Annotated in this window: 8 protein-coding genes; 7 read left to right on the top strand and 1 reads right to left on the bottom strand. The window is 69.5% G+C overall.

All coding sequences use genetic code 11. From position 1 onward, the window contains the following. Window positions 1-41 precede the first annotated feature (41 nt). A complete protein-coding gene (locus CCO03_RS11720; RefSeq protein WP_087281238.1) occupies window positions 42-6,476 on the top strand; it encodes a hybrid sensor histidine kinase/response regulator in 6,435 nt (2,144 codons plus the stop codon). 485 nt (window positions 6,477-6,961) lie between these two features. On the opposite strand, the gene argH is transcribed toward CCO03_RS11720, so the two are convergent. Beyond that, complete coding sequence (gene argH, locus CCO03_RS11715; protein ID WP_087281236.1) at window positions 6,962-8,398, bottom strand: argininosuccinate lyase; 1,437 nt, start codon at window positions 8,396-8,398, stop codon at window positions 6,962-6,964. Between the two features lie 183 nt (window positions 8,399-8,581). On the opposite strand from argH, the gene CCO03_RS11710 reads away from it, so the two are divergent. The 6 genes from CCO03_RS11710 (at window position 8,582) to CCO03_RS11685 (ending at window position 15,329) form a co-directional block, all read left to right on the top strand. Continuing rightward, a complete protein-coding gene (locus tag CCO03_RS11710) occupies window positions 8,582-9,706 on the top strand; it encodes a sensor histidine kinase (RefSeq protein WP_236903789.1) in 1,125 nt (374 codons plus the stop codon). Then, window positions 9,703-10,446, top strand: coding sequence for a LytR/AlgR family response regulator transcription factor (locus CCO03_RS11705; RefSeq protein ID WP_087281233.1), 744 nt, complete (start codon window positions 9,703-9,705; stop codon window positions 10,444-10,446). The genes CCO03_RS11710 and CCO03_RS11705 overlap by 4 nt, the downstream gene beginning before the upstream one ends. A gap of 262 nt (window positions 10,447-10,708) precedes the next feature. Continuing rightward, window positions 10,709-11,692 carry a hydroxymethylbilane synthase gene (gene hemC, locus CCO03_RS11700; protein ID WP_087281231.1) on the top strand — a complete coding sequence of 328 codons (984 nt, stop codon included), beginning with the start codon at window positions 10,709-10,711 and terminating at the stop codon, window positions 11,690-11,692. Next, a complete protein-coding gene (locus tag CCO03_RS11695; protein WP_087281229.1) occupies window positions 11,692-12,585 on the top strand; it encodes a uroporphyrinogen-III synthase in 894 nt (297 codons plus the stop codon). The genes hemC and CCO03_RS11695 overlap by 1 nt, the downstream gene beginning before the upstream one ends. Continuing rightward, complete coding sequence (locus CCO03_RS11690) at window positions 12,582-13,739, top strand: uroporphyrinogen-III C-methyltransferase (protein ID WP_087281227.1); 1,158 nt, start codon at window positions 12,582-12,584, stop codon at window positions 13,737-13,739. The genes CCO03_RS11695 and CCO03_RS11690 overlap by 4 nt, the downstream gene beginning before the upstream one ends. Before the next feature lie 12 nt (window positions 13,740-13,751). Next, on the top strand, window positions 13,752-15,329 hold the full coding sequence (locus tag CCO03_RS11685) for a heme biosynthesis HemY N-terminal domain-containing protein (RefSeq protein WP_087281225.1): 1,578 nt from the start codon (window positions 13,752-13,754) through the stop codon (window positions 15,327-15,329). The last annotated feature ends 63 nt before the right edge of the window (window positions 15,330-15,392 follow it).

The raw sequence follows: 15,392 nt of genomic DNA, 5'->3' as shown, positions 1-15,392 counted from the left end.
GTGTGGTGCACCCCGGAAGTAACGATGGAGAGAAGGGCCTCATGCCAAGTCAAGTCCCCGAGCAAGGATCTCGTGTGAGCGCGAGTCCGACAGACATCAGCGCATTGGCCTGGGTGGCCGATGAGGTGACCAAGTCGTTGGAGAGTTCGGGGAAGGCGCTCAAGCGTTACCTCAAGGACACCGAAGCGGCGCGCGGCACCGACTTGGCGTCCGTGGACGACGGTCAGCTGCGGCTGGCGCGCCAGCACATCCACCAGGCCGTGGGGGCCATGGAGATGGTGGGCTATGGCCATGCCGCCATGGTGCTCAAGGGCATGGAGGCCGTGGTGCAGCAGTTCGTGGCCCATCCCGACCGCTGCGACAAGGCGGCGGTCAAGGCCGTCGAGCGAGCCGGCTTCGCGTTGACGGAGTACCTGGGCCAGGTGCTGGCGGGGCGTTCGGTGTCGCCGTTGACGCTGTTCCCCCAATACAAGGACGTGCAGGAGCTGGCCGGCGCCGACCGCATCCACCCCGCCGACCTGTGGCCGCAGGACTGGCGCTGGGCCGATGTGGACCTGCCGGTGTCGGGCGATGCCCTGGCGTATGTGCCGGCGGTGCGCACGCGCATGGATCACGAGGTGCTGCGGGTCATGCGCAAGGGCAGCAGCCGTGCGGCTGGCGAGCTCAGCACGGTGAGCCAGGGTTTGGCGCATGGTGAATCCGATCGCCTCAACCAGCGGTTCTGGTCCATCAGCGCCGGCTTTTTCGACGCCTTGTCGGCGAGGCTGATTCCGGCCGACCTGTATGCCAAACGGGCGGCTTCGCGCGTGCTGCTGCAGTTCGCATCGCTGGCCAAGGGCAGCGCGGTGGTGTCCGAGCGGCTGGCGCATGACCTGCTGTTCTTCTGCGCCCAGGCAGGCCCGGTGAGCCGGCCGGACCTGGTCATGCTGACCGCCGTGCGCCGCGCCTACCGCCTGCCGGCCAGCCTGCCCGTCGACTACACGCGGGTGCGTTTCGGTCAGTTCGATCCGGCGCTGCTGGTTCAGGCCCGCAAGCGCATCGAATCGCTGAAGGAAACCTGGTCGGCCTTTGCCTCGGGCGAGGTGAAGCGCGCCCGGGCCGCCGCCGATCAGCTTGGCCTGGTGGCCGACAGCCTGGCCGAACTTTGCCCCGGCGCCACCCGCCTGGTCGAGGAGCTGAGGGCCGTGCAGCAGGCCACGGCACAGGCCGCATCGGCGCCCGATGCCGAGCTGGCCATGGAAGTGGCCACGGTGGTGCTGTTTCTGGAGGCCACGTTCGATGACTTCGACCTCGATGATCCGCGCCTGCAGGGCCGCACCGAGGAACTGGCAGAACGCCTGCACACCGTGCAGGAGGGCCAGCACGCCTTGCCGATCGCAGGGTGGATGGAAGAGCTGTACCGCCGGGTCAGCGACCGCCAGACCATGGGCACCGTGGTGGGCGAGTTGCGCGCCAACCTCGATGAGGTGGAAGGCCACCTGGACCAGTTCTTGCGCAACCCCACCGAGGTGGGCCAGCTGACGGAGGTCTCGCCGCTGCTCACGCAGATGCGTGGCGTGCTGTCGGTGCTGGGCGTGAACCAGGCCGCACAGGCCGTGGAACACATGCGGCACGTGGTCGACGGCTTCATCGCCGAGGCCGAAGAGCGCAAGGCGCAGGACCAGGACCTGACCGGTCTGGCCAGCCCGGCGCAGATCGAATCCCTGGGCAACAGCATGGGCGTGCTGGGCTTGATGGTGGACATGCTGAACTACCAGCATGCCCTGGCCAAAAAGCTGTTCGTGTTCGATGCCGAGTCGGGCGAGCTGCGCGCCATCATGGGGCGCGAGGTCGATGGCGACGACGCAGACGATGGCGGTGAGGACTTGCGGGTGCCGGACGTGCCCGCGCTCACCGATGTGAGTCCCGCGGGGTTGGAGGCGCTGGCCCAGCAAGCGGCCTTGGCCGATCAGCCCGAGCTGGCAGCGAGCGCCCAGCAGGCGGCAAAGGCGGCGGCGCTGGACGACCCGGAAGCCCTGGCTCAGGCCCTGGAGAAGGTGGAGCAGTTGACGGCACCGGTGACGCAACCGGCGCCGCTGTCGGCTGCCACGGCGCCGGCCGAAGACATCGAGGACGAGGACCTCAAGGACATCTTCCTGGACGAGGCCCGCGACGTCGTGGCCCAAGGGCAGGCTGCCGTGGTCGCGCTGACCGATGCCCCGTCTGACCAGGACCTGCTGGGCGATCTGCGCCGCGCCTTCCACACCCTGAAGGGCAGCTCGCGCATGGTGGGCCTCAACGAGTTCGGGGAAGCTGCCTGGTCGCTGGAGCAGTTGCTCAACGTGTGGCGGGCCGAAAACCGGCCGGCCACCCCCGAGCTGCGCGACCTGTGCCAGCAGGCCCTGACGGGTTTTGGCGACTGGGTGGAAGACATCGCCACCGGCCAGCACGGCCGCTGGAGCGCAGCGCCATTCCGGTTTTCTGCCGATGCCATGCGCAACGAGGGGCAGTACGAGCCGCTGTCGATTCAAGGATCAACGGCATTGCCCGATACTGAGCTGATGAGCTTCGAGTCCGCGCCGCAGGCAGTGGCTGAGCCCCTCGAACCAATGCTGGTGTTCGACGGCCTGTCGCTGGACGTGGGCGAAGTGGCCGCGTCGGATTTGGCGCCCGTCGAGGCGGTGGCATTCGAGCCGCCTGCTGATCCAGAACCGCAGTCCGTGGTCGACCTGAACCTGGCATCGGCAGAGGTCGAGGTGGTGGAGCTGGACGTGCTGGCGCTGGATGAGGCGTCGCTCGACGGTCCCCTGGACCTGCAGGACGCGCAGGGGGTCACGGTTGAGGTGGTCGACGCCAGCGTGCTCACGCTCACCCCGGATGAGGTAGAGGATGAGGGCGAGGCCGAGCCGGCTTCGGCCGCGGCGCCCCAGGCACCGGGGCTGTCCTTGGTCGGGCTGGAGCTGCCGTCGCTGGACCTGCCTCCGCTGGACGATGGGCTGGACTTTGCGGAGGAGGCTGCCCCGAAATCCGACCTGCGGCAGGCCGCCAGGGCGGGCATCGACTTCGACGTGGGCGAGGAATCGGTGCCCGCTGTCAACACCCAGCAGGAGTACCTGCAGACCCAGCCGCCGCCGGCCTCGCTGCCGTCGTTCGACCTGAGCCGCTTGAACCTGCCCGACCTGGAGCTGGATCTGGGCGACGCCAAGCATTCGATCGACCTCGGTGATTCGGATTTCGCGGCCGTGGACGCGGAGCAGGACGCCAGCGCGCTGCTGGACCTGGACTTCGCCGAGCTCCAGGACATGCCGACCGAGACCATGTTCGCTGCGCCAGGCGCGATGCGCAACGTGGGGGGCTTGCAGATCAGCGAGGCGCTGTACAACGTGTACCTGGGCGAGGCCGAGGAATGGTCCAAGGCGCTGGACCAGGCGCTGTTCCAGCTGAGCCATGGCGTGGACACCACGGTGCATGAGCTGGCCATCGCCCGCGCGCATTCGCTGGCTGGCAGTTCGGCCACCGTGGGTTTCGAGGCCCTGTCGCACCTGGCGCGTGCCATGGAACATGCCCTGCAGCGGCTGCTGGCCCATGGCGACCACAGCAAATCGCAGATGCAGACCCTGGTGCGCGGGTCCGAGCAGGTCTCGTACCTGCTGCACCAGTTTGCCGCTGGTTTCCTCAAGACACCGGATGCGGGCGTGCTCGCAGCGGTCGAGGCCCTGGACCCGCCGCCGGCCGTGGTTCGTGCCGACGCCATCGCCCTCGAGACAGGTCCAGCCTCGCTGGCTGACCCGATTGTGCCGGCGGTGACACCGCCCGCCGCCGTGGCCCCTGGGTCTGACGGAGACGAGGCGCAGAAGGCCGCCGCCGAGGTCACCCCTGAGCCGGTGTCTCCCGTCGATGTGGTTGAAGTGGCTGCGGTGGCCGCGTCAGCCGAGGCCCCTGTGTTGACCGAGTCGCCCGCGGTCCCGGCTCCGGCGGTGACGCCGGACGAGCCTCGCGCCGTGCCTGCGGTGTCGACGCCTGAACCGCGCGTTGCAACGCCCAGCCTCCTGGTGCCCGGGATTCATGCGTTGGCCGATACCGGCCTGGGTTTGGGGCAGACCCCGCAAGCCGTCACGGTGTCGGAAGATTCGGTGGCCGAAGACGACTTCGACGTCGAAGACGCGTTCGACGCCGACCTGTTCCCCATCTTCGAAGAAGAGGCCACCGACCTGTTCCCGGCCTTGGCCAGCGCCTTGCGCGAATGGGTGGCCAAGCCGGAAGATCCCGCGCCGCGCGGCCAGGTGCTGCGCGCGCTGCACACCCTGAAGGGCAGCGCACGACTGGCCGGCGCCATGCGCCTGGGTGAGCTGGCGCACCGCATGGAGTCTGACATCGAGGCCCTGGGACAGGATGAGCACGACCAGGCCAGCATCGAGTCCATGCTCGGTGAGCTGGACAACCTGGAGGCCCTGTTCGAGAAATCGCAAGCCCGGGCCGCGCAGGGCGCTCGGCCGAACGATGAGAACGCCGACACCGCGCAGCCGGCAGAGGAGGCTGCTGAAGCCCAGACCCCAGAAACGCCCCAGGCCCAGACGCCTGCTGGCGAGCCGGTCGACCTCAACGACATCGCTGAGCCCGCGCCCCTGGTGCTGAGCAACGATCGCGCGAAGAGCAACCAGGCGGTTCGGGTGCGCTCGCAGCTGCTGGACCGGCTGGTCAACGAAGCAGGCGAGGTGACGATTTCGCGCACGCGCATGGAGAACAAGCTTCACCAGCTGCGCACCTCGGTCAAGGACATCACCGGCAACCTGGACCGCCTGCGTCGCCAGTTGCGCGACATGGAGCTGCAGACCGAGACGCAGATGCAATCGCGCCTGCAGCAGACCAAGGACACCTCGCAGAACTTCGACCCGCTGGAGTTCGACCGCTTCACGCGCGTGCAGGAGATCACGCGCTCCATGGCGGAATCGGTGGACGACATTTCCACGCTGCAGCGCACCTTGCAGCGCTCGGTCGAGACGGTGGAAGACGACTTGGCGGCCCAGGCCAGCATGACGCGCTCGCTGCAGCAGAACCTGCTGCGCACGCGCATGATGGAGTTCGAGACCCTGTCCGAGCGCCTGTACCGCGTGGTGCGTCAGGCGTCGAAGGAAAGCGGCAAACAGGTCAAGCTGGACATTGCCGGCGGCACGATCGAAATCGACCGCAGCATGCTCGAGCGCATGACGCCCGCGTTTGAGCACCTGCTGCGCAACTCGGTGGTGCACGGCATCGAGCGCCCGGACGAGCGCCGGCGCAAGGGCAAGGAGGCGACCGGCACCATCACCATCGTCGTCACGCAGGCGGCGAACGATGTGGCAGTCGAGATCCGCGACGATGGCGCCGGCCTCAATGCCGCGGCCATCCGCGAGAAAGCCGTGGCGCGCGGGCTGATTGCCGCCGATCACCCGCTCACGCCGGTCGAGGTGGGGCAGTTGATTTTTGCCCCCGGCTTCTCGACCGCTGAACACGTGACCGAGCTGGCTGGCCGTGGCGTGGGCATGGACGTGGTCCGCAACGAGGTGCAGTCGCTGGGCGGCCGCATCGAGACGCGGTATGCCGCGGACCAGGGCAGTTCGTTCAAGCTCGTGCTGCCGCTGACCACCGCCATGACCCAGGTCGTGATGGTGCGTGTGGGCGACACCGTGGTGGGCGTGCCCTCCAGCGTGGTCGAGATCGTGCGCAACCTCACGCGGGATGAACTGGTGGCCGCCTACCAGGCCGGCCAGTACGTGTACAACCAGGACAAGCTCGATTTCTACTGGGGCGGGGCGCTGCTGCAGGACAGCCCGCGCAGCCTGGACCAGGCCGACAAAGGCCTGCCGTTGGTCATCTTCCGTTCCGCTTCACAGCGCATCGCTGTGCATGTGGACGAGGTGGTCGGCAACCACGAAGTGGTGGTTAAGAACCTCGGCTCTCAGCTCTCGCGCATGCCCGGCTTGGCGGCCATGACGGTGTTGCCCGAGGGCGACGTCGCCCTGGTCTACAACCCGGTGGCCCTGGCCTCGGTGTACGGCGCCAAGGCCAAGGCCATGACCGTGGCGCTGGATGCGCCGCTGCACCTGCTGCCCAAGAGCGGCCAGGACGAGCCCGCGCTGGTGCTGGTGGTGGACGACTCGATCACCGTGCGCCGCGTGACGCAGCGGTTTCTGCAGCGCGAAGGCTTCCGCGTCGAGCTGGCCAACGACGGCCTGCAGGCGCTCGACAAGCTGCGAACCGAGCGTCCTGCCGTGGTGCTGTCGGACATCGAGATGCCCCGGATGGACGGCTTCGACCTGCTGCGCAACATCCGCAACGACGCGGCGCTCAAGGACTTGCCGGTGATCATGATCACCTCGCGCATCGCCGAAAAGCACCGCGAGCATGCCGCAGAGCTCGGCGCCAACCACTACCTGGGCAAGCCGTACTCGGAAGACACCTTGCTCGCGCTGGTGCGCGATTACGCCAAGGCCGAGCAGGAGCGCTCGCTGGCCTGACCCGGTCGAGGCCCAGATGCACAAAAGCCACCTTGGGGTGGCTTTTGTGCATCTCGATGAGGCGTTGTTGCAGGCACCGTCGCAACGCGAGGGATGAGCTGTTCGAGCGGCGGCACCCGCTCGCCACGGGCCCTGGTGACGCGGTGTCTCGGTCACGCGCGAACCACAGCTTTGAGGTCTCGGATGTTGGGCCTTAAGGTATGGGAGTATCAGTCGATTTGCGATATCCAATGAATGGAATGCACGAGATACTCTTGTTTCAATACAGCGCATCCGCAGGCATTCACACAGATGCCACCTGCTCCAGGTCGGCGATTGGGCACAGACCTGTCACAGGGGTTGCATCGCGTGCGCCGGAGACCAGACCATGCCCGAGTTTTCTACCCTGCGCTGCGGGCGACGCGTGTGCCGGTCACCAAGCGAGCGCCTGCTGCTGGCGCCCGGCCACACCTGAACGGGCCCGTGCGCCAGCACGCTGCGTGCGGTCACGCGCCGCTCAAGCGGGCTTGATGGCGGGCAATCTGCTGCTGCACCTGGGCAGGCGCGGTGCCGCCCAGCGTGTTGCGCGCCTGCAGGCTGCCTTCCAGCGTCAACACCTCGTAGACGTCGGCCTCGATCGAGGCGTTGAACCGCTGCAGGGTCTCCAGCGGCAGGTCGGTCAGGTCGCAGCCCCGGTCGCTGGCGGCCTTCACCGCTTCGGCCACGGTTTCGTGCGCATCGCGGAAGGGCAGGCCTTTCTTGACCAGGTAGTCGGCCAGGTCGGTGGCGGTGGCAAAGCCCTTGAGCGCGGCCGCGCGCATGGCGTCGGCATTGACGGTGATGCCGCCGGCCTTGCTGCCGTCCGCCTGGGCCTGTCCGCCGATCATCTCGGCAAAGATGCGCAGCGTGTCCTTGAGCGTGTCCACGGTGTCGAACAGGGGCTCCTTGTCTTCTTGGTTGTCCTTGTTGTAGGCCAGGGGCTGGCCCTTCATCAAGGTGATCAAGCCCATCAGGTGGCCAACCACGCGCCCGGTCTTGCCGCGTGCCAGCTCGGGCACGTCGGGGTTCTTCTTCTGCGGCATGATGGACGAGCCGGTGGTGAAGCGGTCGGCGATCTTGATGAACGCGAAGTTCTGGCTCATCCACAGGATCAGCTCTTCCGACAGGCGCGACACGTGCACCATGACCAGGCTGGCCGCCGCCGTGAACTCGATTGCGAAGTCGCGGTCGCTGACGGCGTCCAGGCTGTTCTGGCACACGCCATCCATGCCCAGCGTGCGCGCCACGCGCTCGCGGTCCAGGGGGTAGGTGGTGCCGGCCAGCGCGGCCGAGCCCAGCGGCAGCAGGTTGACGCGGCTGCGCACGTCGCCCAGGCGCGCTTCATCGCGGGCAAACATCTCGACGTAGGCCAGCAGGTGGTGCGCAAAGCTCACGGGCTGGGCGACCTGCAGGTGGGTGAAGCCCGGCAGGATGACGTTCACGTGGCGCGAGGCCACGTCGACCAGGGCGGCTTGCAGCTCGCGCAGCAGGCCGCGAATGGCGTCGATCTCGTCGCGCAGCCACAGGCGGATGTCGGTGGCCACCTGGTCGTTGCGGCTGCGTCCCGTGTGCAGGCGCTTGCCCGCGTCGCCGACCAGCTGGGTCAGGCGGGCCTCGATGTTGAGGTGCACGTCTTCCAGGGCCAGTTTCCAGTCGAACTGACCGCCTTCGATCTCCTGCGTGATCTGGGCCATGCCGCGCTGGATGGCCGCGAGATCGCTCGCGCCGATGATGCCCTGGGCGGCCAGCATGTCGGCGTGGGCCAGGCTGCCGGCGATGTCGGCGCGCCACAGGCGCTTGTCGAAGAACACGCTGGCCGTGTAGCGCTGCACGAGCTCGCTCATGGGCTCGGAAAACAAGGCGGACCAGCCTTCGGACTTTTTGTCGAGTTGATTTGTGGACATTTCGGGGGCCCAGTCGGGCTGGTGTGGGGGCAAGGGGCTCTCCAACCGGCTGTGACTGGCCAATAATTCGGCAGCTTCGACCGGTTGGTGAGAGGCCTGCGCGTGCAGGCTGGAAGGCGAAATTTTATCGGGCGCCACCCGGCGACTTTTTTGCGCATGGCCAGATTTGAGAATGGACGACTGTTGACCTCGCGGACACCGGCCAAGCCGGTGCGCGATGCCGCACGCGCCTCGGGGGCGGCGGACAGCGTGGGCGTGTCCTCCAGCGTGCTGCTGTTCGATGCCTGCCATGCCGGGGTCGTGCTGCGCGTGGTGCTGGCCGTGGAGCTGGTGGTGGCCGTGGCGGCCATGTTCGTGACCGACGAACCCTGGACCTGGGTCACCCAGGTGTCGCTGTGGACCGCCGGTGTGCTGCCAGGGTGCCTGCTGTGGCTGGTGCTGGCCTGTGCGCTCAAGCAGGGCCTGGCCCGGTTGCCGACCTGGCTGCAGTACGCCTGCGGCGCGGCGCTGGGCATGCTGGCCGGCCTGTTCGCCGTGCTGGGCCTCTACCACCTGGGCCTGCTGGCCGAGGTGCGCGGGGTGGCTGGGGCCTGCAGCGGGGCCATGGCGGCGGCCGTGCTGATGTCCGACCTGCAGCTGCGTGCACGCGGCCGCGAGCCGGCGGCGGCCCGCGCGCGGCTGGCCGAGTTGCAATCGCGCATCCGCCCGCACTTCCTGTTCAACACGCTGAACTCGGCCATCGCGCTGATCCGCGAGTCCCCGCGTCAGGCCGAACGCGTGCTCGAAGACCTGGCCGAGCTGTTCCGCCACGTGCTGGGTGAGGCGCGCGAAACGACCACCCTGGCGGCGGAGCTGGACCTGGCGCAGCGCTACCTCGAGATCGAACAGGTGCGGTTTGGCGACCGGCTGCGGCTGCACTGGCACGTCGACGAGTCGGCCGGCGAGGCCAGGCTGCCGCCGCTGGTGCTGCAGCCGCTGGTGGAGAACACCATCCGCCATGGCGTCGAGCCCAGCGTGTCGGGCGCGCAGGTGTGGGTCAGCACCCAGCGCCGGGGCGACACCGTGGTCATCAAGGTGCGCAATTCGCTGCCCGGCGGCGCCGGTCAGCCCGGCAACGGCCTGGCCCTGGCGAACGTGCGCGAACGGCTGGCCCTGCTGCACGATGTACAAAGCAGTTTTCGAGCGGGCCTGGTGGCCACCGGGGTGTACGAGGTGCGCATCCGCATCCCGCTCGAAGGCGGATCCACGCAATGGCCGGTGACCCGGGTGCAGCCCCGGCCAGACAAACACAAGGAGGAGACCCCATGACGCTCAAGGTCCTGCTGGTGGATGACGAGCCCCTGGCTCGCGCCCGCATGAAAACCCTGCTCGCCGACTGCACCCAGCCGGCGGCCGAAGTCACAGGCGAGGCGGCCGAAAGCGCCCACGCGCTGGCGCTGATGCGCACCGGGCATTACGACGTGGCCTTGCTCGACATCCACATGCCGGGCCTCAGCGGCGTGGCGCTGGCCCACGCCCTGCGCACCTTCCCCCATCCGCCGGCCATCGTGTTCGTCACCGCCCATGCCGAACACGCGGCGGCGGCCTTTGACCTCGATGCGGCCGACTACCTGACCAAGCCCGTGCGCCTGGAGCGGCTGCAGAAGGCGCTGCAGAAAGCAGCGGCCCAGCATCCCTCGGGGCGGGGCGCGTTGCCGGGCGATGACCCGGACGTGCTGATGATTCAGGAGCGCAACCGGGTGCTGCGCCTGCAGGCCAGCGAGATCCTCTACATCCGCTCCGAGCTGAAGTACCTCACGGTGCGCACGCTGACGCAAAGCTACCTGGCCGATGGGTCGCTGAGCGACCTGGAGCAGCGCTGGGGCCCGCGCTTCGTGCGCACCCACCGCAGCGTGTTGGTGGCGCGTCGGGCCATGCAGGCGCTGGAGCGGGCCATCGACAGCAGCCAGGGCGAAGCCTGGATGCTGCGCATCGCGGGCATCGACGAGCTGATGCCGGTCTCGCGCCGCCAGCTCACGCAGGTGCGGCACGCCTTGAGTCAGCCTTGAACCGGGCCCGCGTCCGGCACGGCAATCGCATCGGTCGTCTGCCGCTACGCCCGGCCGATCCAGCGGGCTCAGCGATCCCGAAAACCAGTCCGCTTATGTAGATGGGTGGTATGGTCCCAGGACCGTTTGAAGATGATCGGGAAGCGATGGATACTGCACCCCATCGGCGTGATCGACACGCCAGCGTCACCCCGGCGTGACCTGGCTCGGCGGACAGGCCGCGCTACCATACCGGCCCTGTTTGAGCGACGGAGCCTGCACCTTGACCACCTTGACCATTGCCACCCGAGAAAGCCGCCTGGCGCTGTGGCAAGCCCAGCACGTTCAGGCCCGGCTGCAGCAGTGCGGGCATGCGGTGGCCTTGCTGGGCATGACCACCACGGGCGACCAGATTTTGGACCGCACGCTGTCCAAGGTGGGCGGTAAAGGCCTGTTCGTCAAAGAGCTGGAAGCCGCCCTGGCGCAGGGCCAGGCCGACCTGGCCGTGCACTCCCTCAAGGACGTGCCCATGGAGCTGCCCGAGGGCTTTGACCTGGCCTGCGTGATGGCGCGCGAAGACCCGCGCGATGCCTGGGTGTCGCCACACCATGCTGACCTGGCCTCGTTGCCGGCGGACGCGGTGGTCGGCACCTCCAGCCTGCGGCGCACCGTGGGCCTGCGGGCCCAGTTCGCCCGCCTGGGGCGCACCGACATCCGCATCGAACCCCTGCGCGGCAACCTCGACACGCGCTTGCGCAAGCTGGACGACGGGCAGTACCACGGCATCGTGCTGGCGGCGGCCGGGCTCAAGCGCCTGGGGCTGCAGGCGCGCATCCGTTTCGAGTTCGCCGTGGACGACATGCTGCCCGCCGCCGGCCAGGGCGCGCTCGGCATCGAGGTGATGCGCGCGCGCACCGAGCTGCAGGCCCAGCTCTGGCCCCTTGCCGATGTGCGCACCTGGGTGGCGGTGGCGGCTGAGCGCGCCGTCAGCCGGGCCATGGGCGGCAGCTGCTCGATGCCGCTGGCTGCGCATGCGCGCTGGCTGCCCGATGCGGCCGGCCTGCCGGGCGAGCAGCTGCGGGTCGATGCAGCCTGGGGCGACCCCGAGGGCGCACCCGTGCTGGTAGAGGCCCGCACAGAGGGCACCTTCAGCGGCCTGCAGACCCTGCAGCCCGGTGGTCAGGCCGAGCTGGCACCGCTGCTCGCGGCGGCGGCGGCGCTCGGTGAGCGCGTCGCCGCCGATCTGCGCGCGGCAGGGGCCCACTGATGGGCGGCACGCCTGCCGATGCCGTCCGGCTTGCCGCCCGGCAGAACTCTCCGGCGCCGGCTGCGGGCCAAGCCGGGGCCCGAACCTGGTGGGTCACGCGTCCCCAGCCCGAGGCCGACGACTGGGTCGCGCGCTTGCAAGCGCAGGGCATCGCGGCGCGTGCGTTGCCCTTGCTGAGCATTGCCGCAGCGCCCGATCCCCAGGCGCTGCGTGCGCGTGCGGACGAGCTGCGGGCCGGACAGTGGCAGGCGGTGATGTTCGTCAGCGCCAACGCCGTGCGCGGCCTGCTCGCGGCCGCGCCAGACCTCGCGCGCGCGTTCGGCACCACTGCGCGCGCCTGGGCGCCGGGTCCGGGCACGGCGCAGGCGCTGCTGGACGCGGGGCTGGCGCCCGAGGCCGTCGATCGCCCCGCCGCGCACGCCCGCCAGTTCGAATCCGAATCGCTGTGGGCCCAGGTGGCCGGGCAGGTGGTGCCGTCGCGCGCGGGCCAGCCGTTTCGCCTGCTGCTGATTCGCGGGGCCGACGAGGGCGGGCAGATCGTCGGCCGCAACTGGCTGCTTCAGCAGGTGCACAACCTGGGCGGCGTGGTGGGTGACGTGGCGGCCTACCAGCGCGGCCGGCCCGGCGACCTGCCGGCGCGGCTGCGCGCCTTGCCCCCGGGGCGGCAGGGCTGGCTGTTCAGCAGCTCGCATGCGGTGGCCAACCTGTTGGCCGAAGTGTTCAAGCAGTCGGCGGGTGCGGAGCAGGCCTGGCGGCACGACTGGTCGTGCGACCAGGCACTGTGCACCCATGCGCGCGTGGCGCAGGCGGCTCAGGCTTTGGGGTTTGCCAGTGTTCACGTGTGCCGACCGGTACTGGCCGAGGTGGTCGCGTCGATAGAATCCCTGGCATGAGCGCCCCCGCATCGCCAGAGTCCGGTTTGCCCGCCAGCAGTGCCCGGCCCGACCCGTCGCTGGAGATCACCATGCTGGATCACGACGAACCGGAACACGGTTCGTCGGCAGGGAGTAAGGGTGATGCCGCGTTGATCACACCATCGGCAGCGGCGGGTACTGCCGCAGCGCCTGGGCGCAACATCTGGGTGCTGTGGACCGTGTCGGCGCTGGTGCTGGCCGGCGCATCGCTGCTGGCGTCGCTGTTGCTCTGGCAGCGCCTGTCCACCGTGCAGGAACAGCTGGCGCGCCAGAACCTGGATGCCGGCAACCAGTCGGTCGAAGCCCGCACCCTGGCCCGGCAGGCTCAGGAACAGGCGGCCGAAGCCGGCACGCGCGTGTCGCAGCTGGAGGGGCGGGTGAGCGAACTCGCCACCCAGCGCGCCCAGATCGATGCGCTGCTGCACGCGGCCTCGCGTTCGGCCGACGACAGCCTGGTGGCCGACCTGGAGGCCAGCCTGCGCATGGCGCAGGAACAGACCCAGCTCACCGGCAGCGCCTCGCCGCTGCTGGCCGCGCTGCAGTCGGCGCAGCGCCGCGTGGCGGCCTCGACCGTGCCCAACGCCGCCCGCATCCAGCGCGCCCTGACCGGCGACATCGCCCGCATCAAGGCCATGCCCACCACCGACACGGCCGTGGTGCTGGCGCGGCTCGATGAGATGACGCGCCGCATCGACCACCTGCCCACCCTCCACGACGCCCGCCAGTCGGCCGGCCAAGCTTCGGGTGCCGAGGACGCCGTCACCGCCGACAGCTGGCTGAGTCAGGGGCTGGCCCGGTTCTGGCAGCAGATCCGCTCGCTGGTGCGCGTCAGCGTCATCGAGTCGCCCGAAGCCGCCTTGCTGACGCCCGAGCAGACCGACAACCTGCGTGCGGCGCTGAAGCAGCGCCTGCAGGGTGCCCGCATGGGCATGCTGGCGCGCCAGCCCGAGGCGGTGCGCGGCGACCTGACGGCCGTGGCCGAGTTGCTGCGGCGCTATTTCGACCCTGGCGCGCGCCAGACCCAGGCCTCGCTGGCCACCATTGAACAGCTGCGCGACGAGGTGCTGCAGTGGGGCACGCCGCGCATCGACGACTCGCTGGCCGCCCTGGCCGCCGCGTCGGGTTCGCCCTGAGGACGTCCGACCATGCGCACCGTGCTCTGGATCCTGGGCCTGTTCGCGGCCGCCGTGGCGGCGGCCCTGGTGGCCGTCAGCAACGACGGCACCGTCAGCATCTTCCTGCCGCACCGCCGCATCGACCTGTCGCTGAACCTGGCCTTGCTGGTGCTGGTGCTGTCGTTTGCGCTGGTGCACGCGGCGCTGAACGCGCTGACCAAGCTGTTCGAGTTGCCGGCCCAGTCCCGCCAATGGCGCAGCCTGCAGCGCGAGCGGGGCGCTCACGCCGCGCTGCTCGATGCCTGGATCTACTGGCGCGCCGGCCGCTACGTGCGCGCCCGCGAGGCCGCCCGCGTGGCGCTGGCGCGCGAGCAAAGCCTGCGCGATGCCGGCGAATCGCTGCACCACGGCGCGGCCATGCAGGCCCTGGCGCACACCCTGCTGGCCGAAAGCGCCTACGCGCTGCGCGAGCCGCAGGAGCGCGAGGCGCAACTGCAGCAAGGCCTGGCGGTGTCGCGCGACAGCGGCAGCACCCACTTGCTGACCGAAACCCAGCACGGCTTGCAACTGCGTGCCGCGCAATGGGCGCTCATCGAGCGCGACCCCGAGCGCGCCCAGCGCCTGGTGCACGACATGGGGCGGGGCGCTCGCCGGCGCACCGCCGCGCTGCGTGTGCTGGCGCAGGCCGCCGAGATGGCGGGCCGCCCGCTCGAAGCCTTCGAGCTCACGCGGCTGCTGCGCAAGCATGGCGACCTGTCCGACGCCGCATCGCTGCGCCTGCTGTTGCCCCTGGCCGAAGCCGCGGCCGCGCAAACCACCTCGCTCAAGGTGCTGCGGGCCATCTGGCAGCAGCTGGCCGACTGGCAGGGCGAGCGCGACGAGGGCGGCGAGCGCGAGCGCGCGTCGGCCGATGATGCCGAGGCACAGGCCGAGGCAGGTGCCAAAGCCGAGACCGAGGCGGAGGACTGGCGCCTGCGCATGGCCACGGGCTTGCGGCTGACCCGGCGGGCGCTGGCGCTGGCTGCGGGCAGCTCGGCTAGCCAACCGGGGAGCCCTTCGGCAAGCCCTTCGGCGAGCCAATCGGCAAGCCAATCGGCGAACACGGCGGCCAACCTGTCGATGCCATCGCCAAGTGCCCACGCCGACCTGCGGCCGTCTGCCAGTCAGGGCGCAAGCCAGGCGTCGCCGAATTCCCCCACCCACCCGGCACAGGCGCAAGCCGACGCCTGGCTGCATCAACTGTGGGATTCGGCCATGCGGGACCCCAGCCGCCTCAGCGCCACGTTGTGGGAGGACTTGGTGGACACGCTGGAGGCCTTGCTCGTTGCGCGGCATGGCCGACCCGAGGAGCAGGTCTGGCTGACCCGCATCGAGGCTGCCCATGGCGCGGCACCGCAAGAGGCGGGGCTGCAGTACCTCGCGGGCATGGTCGCGTTGAGCCGCAGCGCGTGGGACGACGCCCGCAAGCGGCTCGCGCTGGCGGCGCGTGGCCTGCCGTCGCCCCGCCTGCAGCGCCGGGCCTGGCGGGCGCTGGCACGATTGGCCGAGTCGCAAGACCGGACTGACGAAGCCAGGCTGGCTTGGCAGCAGGCCGCCATGGTCGACTGATTGTTTTGAAGTATGCCAATGTTACCGTTCAGAAATTAACGGAAACATGGGCATACTGCCTTT

Source organism: Comamonas serinivorans (assembly GCF_002158865.1).
GTDB classification, from domain to species: Bacteria; Pseudomonadota; Gammaproteobacteria; order Burkholderiales; family Burkholderiaceae_C; genus Comamonas_E; species Comamonas_E serinivorans.
This window is presented reverse-complemented; position numbering and strand designations above follow the sequence as displayed.